The sequence below is a fragment of the Pseudoalteromonas sp. GABNS16E genome (assembly GCF_028598715.1).
Classification (GTDB): domain Bacteria; phylum Pseudomonadota; class Gammaproteobacteria; order Enterobacterales; family Alteromonadaceae; genus Pseudoalteromonas; species Pseudoalteromonas atlantica.
This window is the reverse complement of sequence record NZ_JAQREZ010000003.1, coordinates 43,549-60,934: the sequence shown is the minus strand read 5'-3', so window position 1 is coordinate 60,934 and position 17,386 is coordinate 43,549. Positions and strand designations below refer to the sequence as shown.

The 17,386-nt window shown below is 42.1% G+C and carries 15 protein-coding genes; 8 read left to right on the top strand and 7 right to left on the bottom strand.

Annotated elements, in window-relative coordinates; all coding sequences use genetic code 11:
• Positions 1–107: 107 nt before the first annotated feature.
• From gshB to PSI06_RS02245, 4 genes are all read right to left on the bottom strand, one after another.
• On the bottom strand, positions 108–1,058 hold the full coding sequence (gene gshB / locus PSI06_RS02260; protein ID WP_029772385.1) for a glutathione synthase: 951 nt from the start codon (positions 1,056–1,058) through the stop codon (positions 108–110).
• Positions 1,059–1,133: 75 nt separating this feature from the next.
• Positions 1,134–1,868: a 16S rRNA (uracil(1498)-N(3))-methyltransferase gene (rsmE, locus tag PSI06_RS02255; RefSeq protein ID WP_273602713.1), complete on the bottom strand. Its 735-nt coding sequence runs from the start codon at positions 1,866–1,868 to the stop codon at positions 1,134–1,136.
• A gap of 72 nt (positions 1,869–1,940) precedes the next feature.
• Positions 1,941–2,417: a hypothetical protein gene (locus PSI06_RS02250; RefSeq protein ID WP_273602712.1), complete on the bottom strand. Its 477-nt coding sequence runs from the start codon at positions 2,415–2,417 to the stop codon at positions 1,941–1,943.
• Between the two features lie 81 nt (positions 2,418–2,498).
• Complete coding sequence (locus PSI06_RS02245; protein WP_273602711.1) at positions 2,499–3,392, bottom strand: DUF350 domain-containing protein; 894 nt, start codon at positions 3,390–3,392, stop codon at positions 2,499–2,501.
• A 78-nt stretch (positions 3,393–3,470) separates the two neighbouring features.
• Here PSI06_RS02245 and glnE point away from each other — a divergent pair, with 78 nt between their 5' ends.
• Positions 3,471–6,269 carry a bifunctional [glutamate--ammonia ligase]-adenylyl-L-tyrosine phosphorylase/[glutamate--ammonia-ligase] adenylyltransferase gene (gene glnE, locus PSI06_RS02240; RefSeq protein WP_273604974.1) on the top strand — a complete coding sequence of 933 codons (2,799 nt, stop codon included), beginning with the start codon at positions 3,471–3,473 and terminating at the stop codon, positions 6,267–6,269.
• A gap of 63 nt (positions 6,270–6,332) precedes the next feature.
• Here glnE and PSI06_RS02235 read toward each other — a convergent pair whose 3' ends face one another.
• From PSI06_RS02235 to tolC, 3 genes are all read right to left on the bottom strand, one after another.
• Positions 6,333–6,905 (bottom strand): TcpQ domain-containing protein, encoded by a 573-nt coding sequence (locus tag PSI06_RS02235; protein WP_004587959.1) that lies wholly within the window; start codon positions 6,903–6,905, stop codon positions 6,333–6,335.
• 38 nt (positions 6,906–6,943) lie between these two features.
• Positions 6,944–7,873: an LpxL/LpxP family Kdo(2)-lipid IV(A) lauroyl/palmitoleoyl acyltransferase gene (gene lpxL, locus PSI06_RS02230; RefSeq protein WP_273602709.1), complete on the bottom strand. Its 930-nt coding sequence runs from the start codon at positions 7,871–7,873 to the stop codon at positions 6,944–6,946.
• A gap of 97 nt (positions 7,874–7,970) precedes the next feature.
• On the bottom strand, positions 7,971–9,326 hold the full coding sequence (gene tolC / locus PSI06_RS02225) for an outer membrane channel protein TolC (RefSeq protein WP_273602708.1): 1,356 nt from the start codon (positions 9,324–9,326) through the stop codon (positions 7,971–7,973).
• A 150-nt stretch (positions 9,327–9,476) separates the two neighbouring features.
• On the opposite strand from tolC, the gene PSI06_RS02220 reads away from it, so the two are divergent.
• From PSI06_RS02220 to parC, 7 genes are read left to right on the top strand one after another with little or no spacing between them, the layout of a single operon-like run.
• A complete protein-coding gene (locus tag PSI06_RS02220; protein WP_004587962.1) occupies positions 9,477–10,103 on the top strand; it encodes an NUDIX domain-containing protein in 627 nt (208 codons plus the stop codon).
• Positions 10,104–10,129: 26 nt separating this feature from the next.
• A complete protein-coding gene (locus tag PSI06_RS02215; protein WP_024031550.1) occupies positions 10,130–10,588 on the top strand; it encodes a DUF1249 domain-containing protein in 459 nt (152 codons plus the stop codon).
• On the top strand, positions 10,575–11,360 hold the full coding sequence (locus PSI06_RS02210; RefSeq protein ID WP_273602707.1) for a metallophosphoesterase: 786 nt from the start codon (positions 10,575–10,577) through the stop codon (positions 11,358–11,360). The genes PSI06_RS02215 and PSI06_RS02210 overlap by 14 nt, the downstream gene beginning before the upstream one ends.
• Positions 11,345–11,914: a YqiA/YcfP family alpha/beta fold hydrolase gene (locus PSI06_RS02205; protein WP_273602706.1), complete on the top strand. Its 570-nt coding sequence runs from the start codon at positions 11,345–11,347 to the stop codon at positions 11,912–11,914. The genes PSI06_RS02210 and PSI06_RS02205 overlap by 16 nt, the downstream gene beginning before the upstream one ends.
• Positions 11,915–11,940: 26 nt before the next feature.
• Positions 11,941–13,830: a DNA topoisomerase IV subunit B gene (gene parE, locus PSI06_RS02200; protein ID WP_055254871.1), complete on the top strand. Its 1,890-nt coding sequence runs from the start codon at positions 11,941–11,943 to the stop codon at positions 13,828–13,830.
• 30 nt (positions 13,831–13,860) lie between these two features.
• Entirely contained in the window at positions 13,861–14,955 is a 1,095-nt protein-coding gene (locus PSI06_RS02195) for a PQQ-dependent sugar dehydrogenase (RefSeq protein WP_024031553.1), read from the top strand.
• A gap of 10 nt (positions 14,956–14,965) precedes the next feature.
• Positions 14,966–17,260 (top strand): DNA topoisomerase IV subunit A, encoded by a 2,295-nt coding sequence (gene parC / locus PSI06_RS02190; protein WP_096041195.1) that lies wholly within the window; start codon positions 14,966–14,968, stop codon positions 17,258–17,260.
• Positions 17,261–17,386: the final 126 nt, after the last annotated feature.

Sequence of the window (17,386 nt, the reverse complement as noted above, 5' to 3'; positions counted from 1 at the left end):
TTTATGAATACTTATTGAACTTTGAGTATGGCATAGATATATACGTAGCGTATAAAAAGTCCATTAATTGTATGAAATACTTAAATTAATGGACTTTTAAATGGTGTTTATTTAGCGAGCTTACGCTCAATTGCGTCAAACAAAATACCGGTAATAGATATATCGTAAGCGGCTTCAATTTCACGTACGCAGGTTGGTGCTGTTACGTTAATTTCGGTGAGCTTGTCGCCAATAATATCTAACCCTACAAACACTAACCCTTTTTCTTTAAGCGTAGGGGCAACTGCTTGAGCTATTTTAAGGTCTGACTCGCTAAGGGGGCGGGCTTCACCACGGCCACCTGCAGCTAAGTTACCGCGGGTTTCACCATTTTGTGGAATACGCGCTAAACAATACGGAATAACTTCACCATCAACAACCAATACGCGTTTATCACCTTGTTTGATCTCTGGAATGTAATTTTGCACCATGGCAAAGCGACTACCATGCTCAGTTAAGGTTTCGCAAATAACGCCAATGTTTGCATCATCTTCTTTAATACGAAAAATAGATGCGCCGCCCATGCCATCGAGTGGTTTTAAAATAATGTCTTTATGCTCAGCTAAAAACGCGCGTATTTGAGCTTGGCTGCGTGTTACTAGCGTATCGGGCGTATGCTCGCTAAACCACGCTGTAAATAGCTTTTCGTTAGCATCACGCAGGCTTTGTGGTTTATTAATAATTAACGTACCTTCTTGCTCTGCACGCTCTAAGATATAAGTTGCGTAGATGTACTCCGTATCGAACGGTGGATCTTTTCGCATTAAAATAACGTCTAGGTCGGCAAGCGCGATTGTGGTCTTTTCTTCAAGTTCGTACCACTTTTCGGTGTTGTTAAATACCTGCGCTTTTGCTGCGGTTGCATACGATTTACCTTGGCGAAGCGATAAGTCATCCATCTCCATGTAGTAAATTTCGTAGCCACGTTTTTGCGCTTGCATCATCATTGCAAAACCGGTGTCTTTTTTGATGTTAAATCCACTAATAGGATCAGAAATAATACCTAACTTTATCGCCATGCGCTGTGCCTTAATCTAATTATAATGACTACTAGAGTGCTAATAGTTTTAATATGAGGGTGCCATTGAGCTATTTCAATTAGCTAAATCGCCAAATTGTAATTGTAATGCACTTAAGACCGTTAAAGCGGCCGTTTCTGTTCGTAAAACACGCGGCCCTAAGCGAATATCAATAAAGTGCTGATCTTTAGTTTGCAGCATTTCTTCATCGGTAAAGCCGCCTTCAGGGCCTACTAAAAAGCGTACACCGGTACTTGGAACGGTTATTGTTTTAATGCTGTGCTCGGCACGAGGGTGCAAAGTGAGCTTAATGGCGTCTGTTTGTTGTTCAAGCCATTGCTTTAAATCAACCGGTGTGTGAACAACTGGCACAAAGTTACGCCCCGATTGTTCGGCGGCTGAAATTGCAATTTTTTGCCATTGTTGGTGTTTTTTTTCTAACCGGTCGCCACTAAGTTTAACGCCACAGCGCTGACTAAAAATAGGGGTGATTTCGCTAATACCAAGCTCAACAGATTTTTGGATGGTAAAGTCCATTTTGTCGCCACGCGATACGCATTGCCCTAAATGAATTTTAAGCGGCGATTCGACATCATGCTCATCAAAACGTTGTGGCATAACAACAACTGATTTTTTAGTTACCTCAATAATTTCACTGAAGTATTCACCGCCTTCGCCATTAAAAATAGACACATGTTCGCCTACTTTCATGCGCAATACGCGGCCAATATGGCCCGCTGCATCGTCGTTTAAAGAAACCGGGGTGTTTAAGGCAATACTCGATGCCTGATAAATATGAGGTACTCGCATGGGGGTCACTTATTTTATAGCGTAAAGGTGTATAGCGCTATGGTAAGTAAGCAGGGCGTTGTACGCAATTATTTATTTTTGTTTAAGTGCCTTGGCAAGTGCGATTAAATCTTTAGGTGTTTCGGCAATATCAGTATCGCACGATAAGTGATTTTTAAAGCCTTCATCAGTAATACGATTAAATGTATAGCCGTTGTCGTCAAAGCTAACTACGTAGCGTTTTTCATGCAGGGAGTTATATATAAAACGTTGTTTGTCGTCGGCAAGTAGGTAGTCGGTGTTATTAAATAACACGCCCTGAATATCTTGGTGCTCGTGCAGGTAAGTGGCCAGTTCAGATACGCTAATTTCGTTTTCTAGGTCGCAATAGCAATAGTCTTTAATGAGTTCGTCAAACATCATTTTGACCAGCTTACGGGTGTTACTGCCTGCAACTATTAAGGTGCTGGGTGTATTGGGTGCCGTGTGCTTAAAATAATACTCGGCAAATGTACGACTAAATTCGTTATCTATATCAATTAACAAATAGTTAGTTACTTCAAATGACATAGGGCCCCGTTGCTTTATGCAAATGTGTTATGCCAGTTAACTAAATACGGGGCGCTTGGCGACTTATTTAATAGCCTGGCGTTAAAGTGAAAACATGCTAATAAGTAAATAGCCTATAGCACAAAAAACAGCAAACTCAATGCATGCTATGCCTATATTGTCTTGATGGTCGACCTCTAAAGCGGTATCAATATTGGGTAATGAAATTGCTTTTATTACAAAACTTAAACAATATAATAACACCCACATTACACCGCAATGCATTACCAGTGTAAATATATTTTCGACCATTTTTCCATTTTGAAAGGCCGCACTAGATAATCCAGCATACACGGCTAGGGCTAAACCTATTGATTTTCCTGCATATCTAATGCCAATAGAGGTGTTTTCAAGGTTAAAGTTACTTTGCAGTGAGGCACCTTGGTTTGCTTTAGCGAAGCGGTATTCACGGATTTTGCTATCTAGCGCAAACATCCCTTGTAGCGTAAAAAAGCTAACAAAAGCAATAAGTAAGTTACTAAACCCTTGTGCATGAGTCCAGGTATACAAGCCAAGTGCAATAATACAGTTGGCTAATAACATACCAGAATCAACCAATGCAGCGCATACATTTTGCTTTAATATAGCAGCTTCTTCATTAAATCTATGTAATATCCACTTTCTATGAATTAAATGTCCGGCTTTTATAAATGTAAATAATAGAACAATTAAAATAACCACTTTTAATGGATTATGTTGTGCCGTACTCATACTTATTTCATCAAATAAAAACGCCATAGTGGCAATAACCACGGTAATTTCTGAGGCGAAACTAATCCCCATTGCAAAATTATCATGCTGCGCTAGTTCATCTTTAAGTGCCTGTTTTGCTTTTATTTGAGCGACAATTCTAAGACTAAAAATAGTAATGCATATAACCGCAAAACTAATGGCAATCGCAACTAAACTAGTGTTAGATAATGATAAATATGACATGCTGATCCTAAGTAGAGATAACCTTTCTTGGTTTTAGTTATTCTAGTATGGTTAGCGCATATATAAAAGAGAGGATTGATGAGTAACAAAATGCAACTTCCTATTCAATTACAAAAACTTGGCTCAACACGCTTTGCACAGCTGTATCCGCAGCAACCTATACAAGAAGAAGTTGTAAAATTATGTGCTTTGAGCGACTTTGCTTTTCGCTGTTTAGAGTCGCAACCTCAACTAAAAGACTGGTTAATAAACCCCGATGAGCAATTTAGCCGAGATGTTCCCGCGCCATTCGACGGCCTTGACTTGCAGCAGGTAGATGAAAACCAGTGCAACAAAATTTTAAGGCAGTACCGAGAAAAATACTGGCTAAAAGTAGCGTACCTCGATTTGTGTTGCGATAACCCAATCAGTGACAGCATTAAATACATAAGCCTATTAGCTGATATGCTTATTAATAGCGCAAATAGATGGGCCCATGCGCAAACGGCAAAAACAGCAGGGGAGCCATTAGATGAGCAAGGTAACTCTTTGCCTTTAATGGTTTTAGGCATGGGTAAATTGGGCGGCCACGAGCTTAATTATTCATCAGATATAGATTTAATTTTTGCCTACCCGCGCAATGTACCGACCCAAGGTGGGCGCAAACGTATTGAAGCCCAAGTGTTTTACACCAAAGTAGCACAAAAACTGATTAATGCACTTAATCAAGTAACCGGTGATGGCCAAGTATTTAGGGTTGATATGCGCTTGCGTCCATTTGGTGAAAGTGGGCCTTTAGTGATGAGCTTTCACGCCATAGAAGATTACTACCAAGAGCAAGGGCGCGATTGGGAACGTTACGCCATGTTAAAAGGGCGGTTAATTGGCACACCCAATCAATATTGGGATGAATTTATACAGCTTTTAAAGCCCTTTGTTTATCGTCGATATATTGATTTTTCGGTGATCGAATCGCTGAGAAAAATGAAGCTTATGATAGCCCAAGAGGTTCGCCGAAAACGCCTGACCAACAATATAAAACTAGGTGCTGGTGGTATTCGCGAGGTTGAATTTATTGTACAAGCTTTACAAATGGTGCGTGGTGGGCGAGAAGCTAACTTACAAACCCAATCACTACTGTACGCCTTAGAGCAGTTAACGTTAAACCAAGCGATGGATGAGCAAGAAGCGAATGAGCTAAAGCGCAACTACTTACACTTACGTAAAGTAGAGCAATACTTGCAAATGTTTGACGATCAACAAACACAAACCCTGCCCGATGATGAGCTTAATCAAGAGCGCTTAAATTACTTACTCGAGTCTGAAAGTTTTAACCATACCATGAGCGATATTGAGCAGGTCATGGCCAAAATTCACGATGAATTTTTATTGGTGATAGGGGAGGAAACCGTTCCCCTTGATACCTGCGAAGGTGCGTTTATAAGTACTTGGGATCATGGTGATGTTAGCTTTTTAAACGATATAAAAGAGCAATGGCAAGTGCCACTTCATGATTTTAAACAACGTTTGAGTAAGGTAAATATAGGTAATCGTGGGCGAGATATTCTCGACAAACTAATGCCTTTATTGCTCAAACAGCTCAGTGACTTTAATGCTAGTGGTGAAACATTTACCTTGGTATGCCAAATTTTAAATAAAATTGTATCTCGTACTGCTTACCTTGAATTACTGTACGAAAACCAAGGTGCGCTAAAGCAGCTTGTTTTATTATGTTGCCATAGTAAATGGATAGGGGAGCATATTTCCCGTTATCCTATTTTGCTTGATGAACTAATAGACCCTGCTGCGCTTTACAAACCTACGCCGTTGAGCGCCTATAAAGATGAAATACGACAATATTTTTTGCGTATAGAACACGACGACCTAGAGCTACAAATGGAAGCGCTTAGGCAATTTAAGCAAACACATCAATTACGTATTGCGGCTGCCGATGCAACCGGTGTGATTGATGTTATGAAAGTAAGCGATCACTTAACGGCTCTTGCCGAGGTTGTGGTAGACCAAGCCGTTAATATAGCGTGGTATAACACGGTTAAGCGCTTTGGCATGCCGCCAAATACAGATGATGAACACAAAGGCTTTGCCGTTATTGCGTACGGTAAAACGGGCGGCTTTGAAGTAGGCTACGACTCCGACCTAGACCTTGTGTTTGTGCATAATCACGATGGTAATAGCAGCACCAATGGCGATAAATCGATTACCTCACGACAGTTTTATTTAAAACTTGCACAGCGCTTAATGCATTTATTTAATACCCGTACCGCCTCGGGCATATTGTATGAGCTTGATACACGCCTGCGCCCTGAAGGCGCCTCTGGTTTATTGGCTATTAACTTAGAGAGCTTTAATCATTATCAGCAAACCCAAGCATGGACTTGGGAGCACCAAGCGCTTGTGCGCGCCCGCGTTATATTAGGCCAAGATGAGCTAAGAGCGCGCTTTGCACAAATTCGTAAAGAGATATTATGTGCCCCACGCGATGTAGATACACTTAAGCAGGATGTGCTTAAAATGCGCGAAAAAATGCGCACGCACTTAGCTAAGGGAAACTCTGAGCAATTTGATTTAAAACAAGATGTAGGCGCCATGACCGACATTGAATTTATAACTCAATACCTAGTGCTCAAAAACGCAAATCAGTTTAGCCAGCTAACGGTGTTTTCCGATAATGTAAGAATACTCACAGACGCTGCCGCGATTGGTTGTATCACTAAAACCCAAAAGCAGCAGTTAATTCAGGCGTATATTGATTATCGCTCACGTTACCACGTTTTAAGCCTAAATCAGCAAGGTCGCTTGGTGTCGCGTAAGGAGTATCAAACCGATATAGAAAGTGTAACGGCATGCTGGAATGCAATATTTGAACTAGAAGCATAAACACTAAAAACCTAAGCACAGGCTTGGGTTTTTATTATGTATGGGTTTGGTTTATTTACGCTTCTAAGTATTAAGCTTTAAACAATTGCTGCGCACAAATTCAGAGGGCAGCTCAGTGATTACCGCTGCGCGCTGTCTGAAGCAAAAAAAAGTATAAACTTCATTTTCAAAGTCATCATTAATTGCACTACCAACTTGGTAAAGCGCTGAGGTAAAACTGCTATCAACCCTAAAATAATCTTTTACAACGTAGTCTTTACTCAAATACCAATATAATTGAATACCTTCGCTTTTAGCGTATTGGTCCAGTACGCCTTTTAACGTTGAGCCGTTTTCAAAGCGTCTTGGTTCACTTGTTCCTGTCCAGCTAGCTGGCATAGGGTCAACGGCTCTGCCGCGCTCTGCTAAAACACGATCAAGTGTTTGCTCGGGCTTTTTAAGCTGCAGTACAAACTTATCGCGCTCCTTATCGGATTTAACTTGGTTACGGATAGACGAATAAAAGCGAGAAAGCCCCTCGGCAGCTGCGTTTTTAGTCTCTTTTATGTCAAACAGTGGTCCCGCTCCGACTAACACATAGATAGCCAGTAAAATTAATGCAACTGCTAGTATTAAATGCTTAACCCAAAACCACATAACTCATGCTCATTTATTATCATTATTTATTTATACCACTACTTTTTATAAAAAGAAGGAGTATTTTTATCTGGGCGTGTTTTAAAACGGCGGTGCAGCCACATGTATTGCTCAGGCGCTGCGTTAATTGATTGCTCAACGCGCTGATTAACACGTGTTACATCTGCTTTATCATCGCCGCTTGGGAAGTTCTCAAGCTCAGGTACTATTTCTAAATGGTATTTACCGTGCTCATCACGTCGACTAATTAGGCTCATGGTTTCGCAGTGTTTACTTGCTGCAAAAAGTAATGTGCCTGTGGTGGTGGCTGTATCTGGCACTGCGTAAAAAGGCACAAATTCACAGCGGTTACGGCCGTAGTCTTGGTCGGGTAGGTAATAACACACCTTTTTATTTTTTAGTGACTTTAACAAGCCTTTTACGTCCTTTCGTCCAATTAAATACTCGTTAGAACGAAGGCGGCCATTGGTTGTAAAGTATTCCATGAGTGCATTGTTGTGTGGGCGGTAAAACCCAAGCCCTTGGCATTTGGTGCCCATAACACGACTCGCCATTTCTAAATGCAAAATATGCGGCACCAATAGCAATACGCCTTTACCTTGAGCCTGCACGCGCTCAAAGTGCTCTAATCCTTTGATAGAGCCATATGCTTTTTTAACGCGCCACTGCGGCCACCACCAGGCCATGCCAGTTTCAACCATGGCAATACCGGTATTTTCCATGTTTTTTAGCACAAGCTGTTGTTGCTCGACTTCGCTCATATCAGGAAAACACAGCTTTATATTAACCTCGGCAATATGGCGACGACGTTTCATAAATTTATGTACTAAGCGCCCCAATAACTTACCTAAGCTAAGCTGAATTTTTTGTGGCAACCACGAAATCAAATACAAAAAGAAAACGCCAATCCACGTTAGCCAATAACGAGGGCCTAAAAACGAGGCTTTAAAAGGAGATGAGGTGACCACAAAATACTCTCTAAAATAAAAACGCTAGTTTAACGCTTAGTGTTATAAAATACAAAAAGCCAGCAATGGCTGGCTTTAAACGTTACTTTTTAACTTATTAGGCTTTTTTTAAGCCTTGGTTAATACCCAGTAAATCGGCACTTGTTAGTGTACCTGCAGCTTGCTTTAAGCGAAGCGTAGATAACACGTAACGATAGCGTACATCAGCTAGGTTACGTTTTGCATCATACAAGTTTTGCGTGCTTACAAGCACATCAACAATAGTACGCGTGCCTACTTCAAAGCCAGCTTCTGTTGCTTTAAGCGCACTTTGCGCTGATACCACAGCTTGCTCTAGAGCTTTGTAAGTCGCGATGTCTGATACAACTTGGTTGTATGAGGTAATAACGGTACGCGTTACGGCGCGGTAATTTGTTTCGTAATCTTGGCTGGCTGAAACATAAAACGCACGGGCTTGTTTAGTTGCAGCTACGGTTGCGCCGCCTGTGTACAGAGGAACACTTAAATTAACGGCAACCGATGTTGAGTCGGCACGTGGTTGGTCGTTAAAGCTTAAACCATTTATATTTTGGTCAGTTAAAGAATCACCGTAGCTGGCATCAAGTGTTAGCTTTGGGTAGTGGCCAGCTTTAGCAAGCGTGATCTGATCCTTAGCAATATCAACAGTGACTTTAGCCACTTGTAAGCTGATATTATTGTTCTCAGCTACTTTTACAAAGTCAGTCGGTTTTTTAACCGGTTTTACTGTTGAAAATGTTTCGGTGTCTAAAAAATCAAGTTTTGCGTGGTATTTACCGGTTATTTCACGCAGTTGCTCGCGTGCGGTTTCAACGGCATTACTAGCAATAATTTCTTGTGCTACTGAGTTATCGTATTGTGCTTGCGCTTCGTGAACATCTGTAATCGCTGTAAGGCCAACTGCGTAGCGCTGTTTGGTTTGCTCTAACTGGCGTTCAATGGCACGCTTTTCGGCTTGCACAAATTCAAGGCTATCAATGGCGCTTAATACGTTAAAATAGCCTTCAGCAACGCGCACAATTAAGTTTTGTTTTGCGTTATCGTATTGCGCATTGGCTTGCAACGCTTGTTTTTCGGCAATATCAAGTGTATTCCATGCGCCTAAGTCGAATAAGGTTTGGCTTAAACTAACACCACGCGTGAATTGGTCGGTATCGCTGTTTATTTTAACTTGGTCAGCTAAATCACCAACGCTTTGAAAAGAGGTAGAATTGCTTTTTTCATAGCCCATGCTTACGCCAATTTGCGGCAGTAATGCACTCATTGCTAAATCGCTCTCGTAAGATTGCGCATCTGCTTGGGCTTTTGCTTTTAAAACTGTGGGATCGTTAGCGGTAGCAATTTCAAAAACTTGCATTAAATTTTCAGCACTTGCTGTGGTTGTGCCTAATGCGCACGACAAACTAACGAGCGCTGCAAGGATGTTCTTTTTCATGTTAGGTTCAGTCCTTAGACAAATTTTGTACTAAAAGCATGGTAACGTGTTTTGCTTAATAACTAAAAAAGAAATTAGTAAAACTGTATGTTCAAATGTAACAGAATATATTAACAAACTTTAATCGTTTAAATAAGCGGGATGTATAATATGGCAGATAAAAGCTTGGTTCAATTTACACATAAAGATGTGAGCTTAAAAGCAGTTAAAAGTCTGTATAATGGCTTTTTTAAGGTGGATATGTATGAGTTTGAGCATAGCCTGTTTAATGGTGGTACATCGCAACTTATAAAGCGCGAAATACTAGAGAGGGGCGATGCCATTGCTGTTCTACCTTATGATGTAACTACGCAAAGTGTACTATTAATAGAGCAAATACGTATTGGCGCTATTAACAGCAAACACTCGCCCTGGCTGCTAGAATGTATTGCCGGTATGACCGATGGCAGTACCGATTACGAAGGGGTGGTAAAAAAAGAAGCCTATGAAGAGGCTGGGCTTGAGCTTACTGATCTCGAATTTATGCTCTCTTACCTTTCAAGTCCGGGTGGTACCACTGAGCGCTTACATTTATACCTAGCACGGGCAGATTTAAGCCAAGTACAAAGTGGTGTATATGGCCTTGAAAGCGAAGGTGAAGACATTAAAACCCATATTTTAAGCCTTGATGATGCGCTTTCGCGCCTCAATAATGGTGAAATAGATAATGCGGCAACGGTAATCTGTTTACAGTGGTTGGCGTTAAATCGTGAAAAAATAAGCAGTAAGTGGACATAATTTTAACTTTTTAATACGGCGGTACTTTGACAGCACTTTTAGCAACCCAACGATATATTCAGAGCCTCCCAAAGTACATGACGCTTTGCGAGCATAATTACGTACGTCTTTCAAAACTACTACCTAAAGAGCGCAGCGCTAATAGTGTGCGTAAAGTTAAATTAGGTCATAGTGAATTTGCCATTATCATTGACGATAGTGCTAAGTACACACTGGATATTTCTATCAAACAGCTAACAGGGATGGTTAAAGGCGTTTCTCCTTTGTATTTAACAGTAAGGCTTTATCAAGATGCAAAAGTGGCTGAAATTATTCACCACGATTACCATCAACGGATAAAGCCATCTTATGGTTATCCAAACCCTAAAATGCACCAAAAAGATGAAAAGTATCAACTTAATGCATTTTTATATGACTGGTTAGTAGCCTGTGTAGAGCATGGCCGAGCAGTACTAAACTGGGATATAAACAATGGCTTGGTTTGATGAACATTATCACTTTAACCGCTCATCGCTGCGTGTTGCGCATATAACCGATAGCCATTTATTTGCCGACCCTAACGCAGAGTACTTTAACGTAAACACCGCCGCGCATTTTGCACAAGTATTAGCGCACATGGCCACGCAGTCATTAGATGCGGTTATATTTGGTGGTGATTTAACACAAGATCATAGTTTTGAATCTTATTTATTATTTGCCGAGCTTATTAATAACGCTGATTTGACCTGCCCAGTATTTTGGGTACCAGGCAATCATGATGAGATTGCCATGCTTAATCGTATCAGTGGTGGGCAAATAGTGTCGGCTAAACGCATTATCGCACAAGGATTTGAGCTGCTACTTATAAACTCAAAAGGCCCTACACCTGCAGGGTGGGTGTCTAGCGAGCACTTAAATGAAATCGCGGATTGTTTAGCAAGTTCGCAATCGCAGCATGTGGTGTTTTGTCATCACAACCCGCTTGCTATTAATGGCTACCTTGATAAACACATGCTTGAAAACGGCCCGCAATTATTAAACGTGTTAGTTAATAGCGCTAATGTAGCGGCGTTGCTGCACGGTCATGTGCATAATCACTATACGCAAACTTTTAGAGAGCTGAGTATTTATGCAACGCCCGCCAGTTCGGTGCAATTTACAAAAAATTGCCCGCAATGGCAGCAAGAAAACCACGGCCCCGCTTATCGAATGTTGCATTTAACTACACAGGACAATGCTTTAACAGTTAAAACGGATGTTGTATGGTTAAACGCGTAATTTATATTCATGGCTTTAATAGTTCTGAAAAATCATATAAAGCTGTGCGCTTTAGCGAGCTTATGGCAAACTATGACGTTGACTATTGCGTACCGCGTTTAAATCACGAGCCCTTACAAGCTATTTTACAGCTTGAGCATTTATTAACGCCAGATACCGCGTTACTTGGGAGCTCACTAGGTGGATTTTATGCCACCTATTTGTCGCAGCGTTATAACCTGCGAGCAGCATTAATAAACCCAGCAGTAGCACCGTTTAACTTATTAGCGCCGCTTATTGGCCACAATTATAATCCGTATCAAGATTATCATTATGAGTTAAATACCAGCCACATGGATGCTTTAAAAGCATTGTATGTGCCTAAATTAACATCCCCCGAATTGCTCTATTTGTTGCAGCAAACGGGAGATGAAGTGTTAAATTATCAACACGCAGTAAATTATTTTTCACAATGCAAACAGTTAGTTGAGTTTGGTGGCGATCACAGCTTTGTTGGTTTTGAACGCACCTTAGATAGTATTGTAGAGTTTCTTAAATTACCTAAAACAAATTAGCCTAAGCGCATATAAAGATAAAAATTATGAGTCAGCAAAATTATAACGCCGAAGCCATTGAGGTTCTCAATGGATTAGAGCCGGTAAAACGCCGCCCTGGTATGTATACCGACACGGTACGTCCAAACCATTTAGGCCAAGAGGTTATCGATAACAGTGTCGATGAAGCCATGGCGGGCCATGCCACTAAAATTGATGTGATCTTACACGAAGATAACTCTCTTGAAGTTATAGACGATGGCCGTGGTATGCCTATAGATATTCACCCTGAGGAAGGTATTCCAGGGGTGGAGCTGATTTTTACCAAGCTGCATGCAGGTGGTAAATTCTCTAACAAAAACTATCAGTTTTCGGGCGGTTTACACGGGGTAGGTATTTCGGTTGTAAATGCGTTATCGCACCGTGTTGAAGTAACGGTAAGGCGCGACGCTCAACAATTTAGAATGGCCTTTGAAAATGGCGATAAAGTTGAAGACTTAAATGTCATTGGCACTGTTGGTAAGCGCAACACCGGTACAACCGTTCGATTTTGGCCCGATGCGAGTTACTTTGACTCAGCTAACTTTTCAATTACTAAATTAAACCACCTATTAAAAGCAAAAGCGGTTTTATGTCCAGGCTTGCGCATTAAGTTTGTTAATAAGCAAACTAAAGAAACTCAAGAATGGTTTTACGAAACAGGCTTAAAGGATTACTTAATTGAAGCTGTTAAAGGCTTTGAAGTACTGCCAAAAGACCCATTTGTAGGCGAGTTTTCAAGCTCGATTGAAGGGGCTGATTGGGCTGTTGTATGGCAACCTGAGGGCGGTGAGTCGATTGCTGAGAGCTATGTAAACCTTATTCCTACCGCACAAGGTGGTACACACGTAAATGGTTTGCGCCAAGGCTTACTTGAAGCAATGCGCGAATTTTGTGAATTTAGAAACTTATTACCGCGTGGCGTAAAGCTTACCCCAGATGATATTTGGGAGCGCTGTAGCTATGTGTTATCGGTAAAAATGCAAGACCCACAATTTGCCGGCCAAACCAAAGAAAAGCTTTCTTCTCGCTCATGTGCAGCGTTTGTATCGGGTGTGGTTAAAGACTCATTTAGCTTATGGTTAAACGAGCACACAGACACTGCAGAATTGCTTGCAGAACTATGTATTTCAAATGCACAGCGCCGATTGCGAGCGGCGAAAAAAGTAGTGCGTAAACGCGTTACCTCAGGCCCTGCGTTACCCGGTAAACTAACCGACTGTAGTGCCGCCGATAACGACCGTACCGAGCTATTTTTGGTAGAGGGTGACTCAGCAGGTGGCTCGGCTAAGCAGGCACGCGATCGTGAGTTTCAGGCAATAATGCCACTGCGCGGTAAAATTTTGAATACGTGGGAAGTTGAATCAGGGCAAATATTAGCCTCGCAAGAGGTGCATGATATTTCGGTGGCGCTGGGTATTGACCCAGACTCAACTGATTTAACCGGCCTGCGTTATAATAAAATTTGTATATTGGCCGATGCTGACTCGGATGGACTACACATTGCCACCTTATTGTGTGCTTTGTTTGTGCGTCATTTTCCGCAACTGGTTAAAACAGGACATGTATACGTAGCTATGCCACCGCTGTTTAGAATCGACATTGGTAAAGAGGTGTATTACGCCCTCGATGAAGATGAAAAAACAGGTATTTTGGCCCGCATAGAAGCAGAGAAAAAGCGCGGTAAAGTAAACGTGCAACGATTTAAAGGGCTGGGCGAAATGAACCCGCTGCAGCTGCGCGAAACGACAATGGACCCAAATACTCGCCGCTTAGTGCAACTTACGCTAGATGAAGAAGAGCAAACATTAGAAATGATGGATATGCTACTTGCTAAAAAGCGCTCGTCAGACAGACGCCAGTGGCTAGAAGATCACGGTAATAAAGCACAGGTATAATAGGCTTGTGTTTAACACTTGGAGAGGCAAATGAATAAAATACTAGGAAGTTTATTATTGCTTGGCTTAACAACAGCCCCAGCGATGGCAAAAGACATACTAGACAAACTCACCGTAGCACCTGGGTTTGAGGTAAGCTTATTTGCTGATGATGTTGAAAATGCACGCCAAATAGCAGTATCAAAAAAAGGCATTGTTTACGCAGGTTCGCGCAAAGCAGGAAATGTGTATGCGTTAATCGATCATAACAGTGATGGCGTAGCAGATAAAAAAATGGTGATTGCTGAGGGGCTAAACATGCCCTCTGGTTTAGCAATTAAAGATGGCGACTTATACGTAGGTGAAGTACACCGTATTATTCGCTTTAAAAACGTAGACACGCAGTTAAAAGACCCTAAATTTGACGTAGTTTACAACGCGTTGCCATCGGATCGTCACCACGGGTGGAAGTTTTTACGCTTTGCACCCACCGGAGAGCTTATTATTCCGGTTGGTGTTCCGTGTAATATATGCGCCGAAGATGAGCGTTACGGGCGTATTTTTGCACTTGATGTAGAAACCAAACAAATTAAAACAATAGCCCAAGGGGTACGTAACTCAGTGGGGTTTGACTTTCATCCAAGCACGCAAGCATTATGGTTTAGTGATAATGGCCGCGACATGATGGGTGATGATATTCCACCTGATGAAATTAACCGCGTAAGTAAAGAAAACGAGCACTTTGGTTTTCCTTACGTTCACGCCGGTGCCATTGCAGATCCTGAGTTTGGTAAAGGTAAAAACATTAGCGACTACAGCCCGCCAGCGCTTGCGCTAGGTGCTCACGTTGCGCCCCTTGGTATTCATTTTTATACCGGTAAACAGTTCCCGGGCTCTTACAAAGAGCAGCTATTTGTTGCTGAACATGGCTCGTGGAATCGTACTAAAAAGTCAGGTTATAAAGTGGCTGTAGCCAATGTAGAGCAAGGGCGTATTACTAAATACACGCCATTTATTACCGGCTTTATGCATAACGAAACAACCTTTGGACGCCCAGTTGCATTTGCACAATTAAATGACGGCAGTCTGCTAATAAGCGACGATTACGCAAACGTGATCTACCGCGTAAGCTATAAGAAAAACTAGGTAAGCTTTAATGAGTGATACAGATACCTTGCTAATGCAAGGAATTGAACAACAAACAATGGGGCGTTTTACCGAAGACGCCTACTTAAATTACTCTATGTACGTAATTATGGACCGTGCATTACCGCATGTTGGTGATGGTTTAAAACCGGTTCAACGTCGTATTATTTATGCTATGAGCGAGCTGGGTTTATCGGCCGCTGCTAAATATAAAAAATCGGCTCGTACGGTAGGTGATGTATTAGGTAAATACCACCCGCATGGCGACAGTGCCTGTTACGAGGCTATGGTATTAATGGCACAGCCGTTTTCTTACCGTTACCCATTAGTCGATGGGCAAGGTAACTGGGGGGCAGCAGATGACCCTAAATCGTTTGCAGCAATGCGTTATACCGAAGCACGCTTATCAAAGTTCTCTGAGGTATTACTTAAAGAGCTAGGGCAAGGCACCGTTGATTGGACGCCAAACTTTGACGGCACTATGGACGAGCCATTAGTGTTACCGGCGCGCTTACCGCATATTTTGTTAAATGGCGTAACGGGTATTGCAGTAGGTATGGCAACCGATATTCCCCCACATAATGTGCGTGAAGTAGCCAGTGCCTGTTGTTTATTACTTGATAAGCCTAAAACCGAGCTTGATGAGTTACTTGAGCTTGTGCACGCACCTGATTATCCAACCGACGCTGAAATAATTACCCCAAAAGCCGATATTCATAAAATATACAAAACCGGCCGAGGCTCAATTAAAATGCGCGCGGTGTATACTGAAGAGCATGGCGATATTGTTATTACGGCGCTACCGCATCAGTGTTCAGGGGCTAAAGTGCTTGAGCAAATAGCAGCGCAAATGAATGCTAAAAAGCTGCCAATGGTCGCTGATTTACGAGATGAGTCTGATCACGAAAATCCTACCCGTATTGTGATTGTACCGCGTTCAAACCGCATTAAAGCTGAGCCGTTAATGGCGCACTTATTTGCCACCACCGACCTTGAAAAAAACTACCGTGTAAACTTAAACATGTTAGGCCTTGATGGCCGCCCGCAAGTAAAAGACCTACGCAGTATTTTATCTGAGTGGCTAACGTTTAGACGCGAAACAGTACGTAGGCGCTTACAGCACCGTTTAGATAAAGTACTGGCACGATTGCATATTTTAGAAGGTTTACTTGCTGCCTTTTTAAATATTGATGAAGTGATTGAAATTATTCGCACAGAAGATAAACCAAAACCTGTGTTGATGGAGCGCTTTGATTTAACCGATACTCAAGCCGAAGCCATTTTAGAGTTAAAACTTCGTCATTTAGCAAAACTAGAAGAATTTAAAATACGTGGCGAGCAAGATGAGCTGGCCAAAGAACGTGACAAGTTAGAGCAAACGCTTGGCTCAGACCGTCGTATGTCAACGCTTCTTAAAAAAGAAATTCAAGAAGCGGCCGACATGTATGGCGACGATCGCCGCTCACCTGTTATTGAGCGCGTAGAAGCTAAAGCACTGAGTGAAAAAGATTTAATTCCTTCAGAGTCGGTAACAGTCGTGCTTTCTGATAAAGGCTGGGCACGTGTTGGTAAAGGCCATGACATTGACGTAGAAGGGCTTAATTACCGTGCTGGCGATGAATACAAAGCCTCCGCTAAGGGTAAGAGTAATCAGCCTGCGGTATTTTTAGACTCAGCAGGGCGTGCATTTGCAACCGATGCGCACAGCTTGCCATCGGCACGTAGCCAAGGCGAGCCAATGACAGGGCGCTTTAACCTCACCACTGGAGCTAATTTTGAGCACGTGGTAATGGGTGAAGATAATCAAGTGCTACTTATGGCCTCTGACGCGGGTTATGGTTTTATTACTGACTTTAAAGACCTAGTAAGTAAAAATAAAAACGGTAAAGCCTTGGTGAGCGTGCCTAAGGGCGGAATTTTACTCTCACCAATCAGAGTAAACGATGTAGCAACCGATTACTGCATGGCTATTTCGAACGAAGGACGCATGCTGTTGTTCCCACTGCGCGACTTACCAAAACTGGGTAAAGGTAAAGGCAATAAAATTATCTCTATACCAGGGGCTAAAGTGCAAGCACGTGAAGAGTTTGTCAAAGTGCTGGCGGTGGTACCACAAGGCAGTAGCGTTACCCTTCATGCTGGTAAACGAAAGCTAACGCTTAAACCGAGTGACCTGGAGCATTATCATGGTGAGCGCGGGCGTAGAGGTAATAAGTTACCGCGAGGCCTGCAGCGTGTTGATGAAGCAGTGGTGGAGTTTACGCCGGCAGATGAGCAAAATGATGACACATTAGTCGAAGAATAAACCCGAAATATACACCTCTAACGGCCTGCTTTTGCAGGCCGTTTTTGTTTATGCTGTATTTTTCAGCTTACAGCTGTTCGCTATTGTCTCGTGATCGTCATAAAATCACGTTATAATAGTGAAATA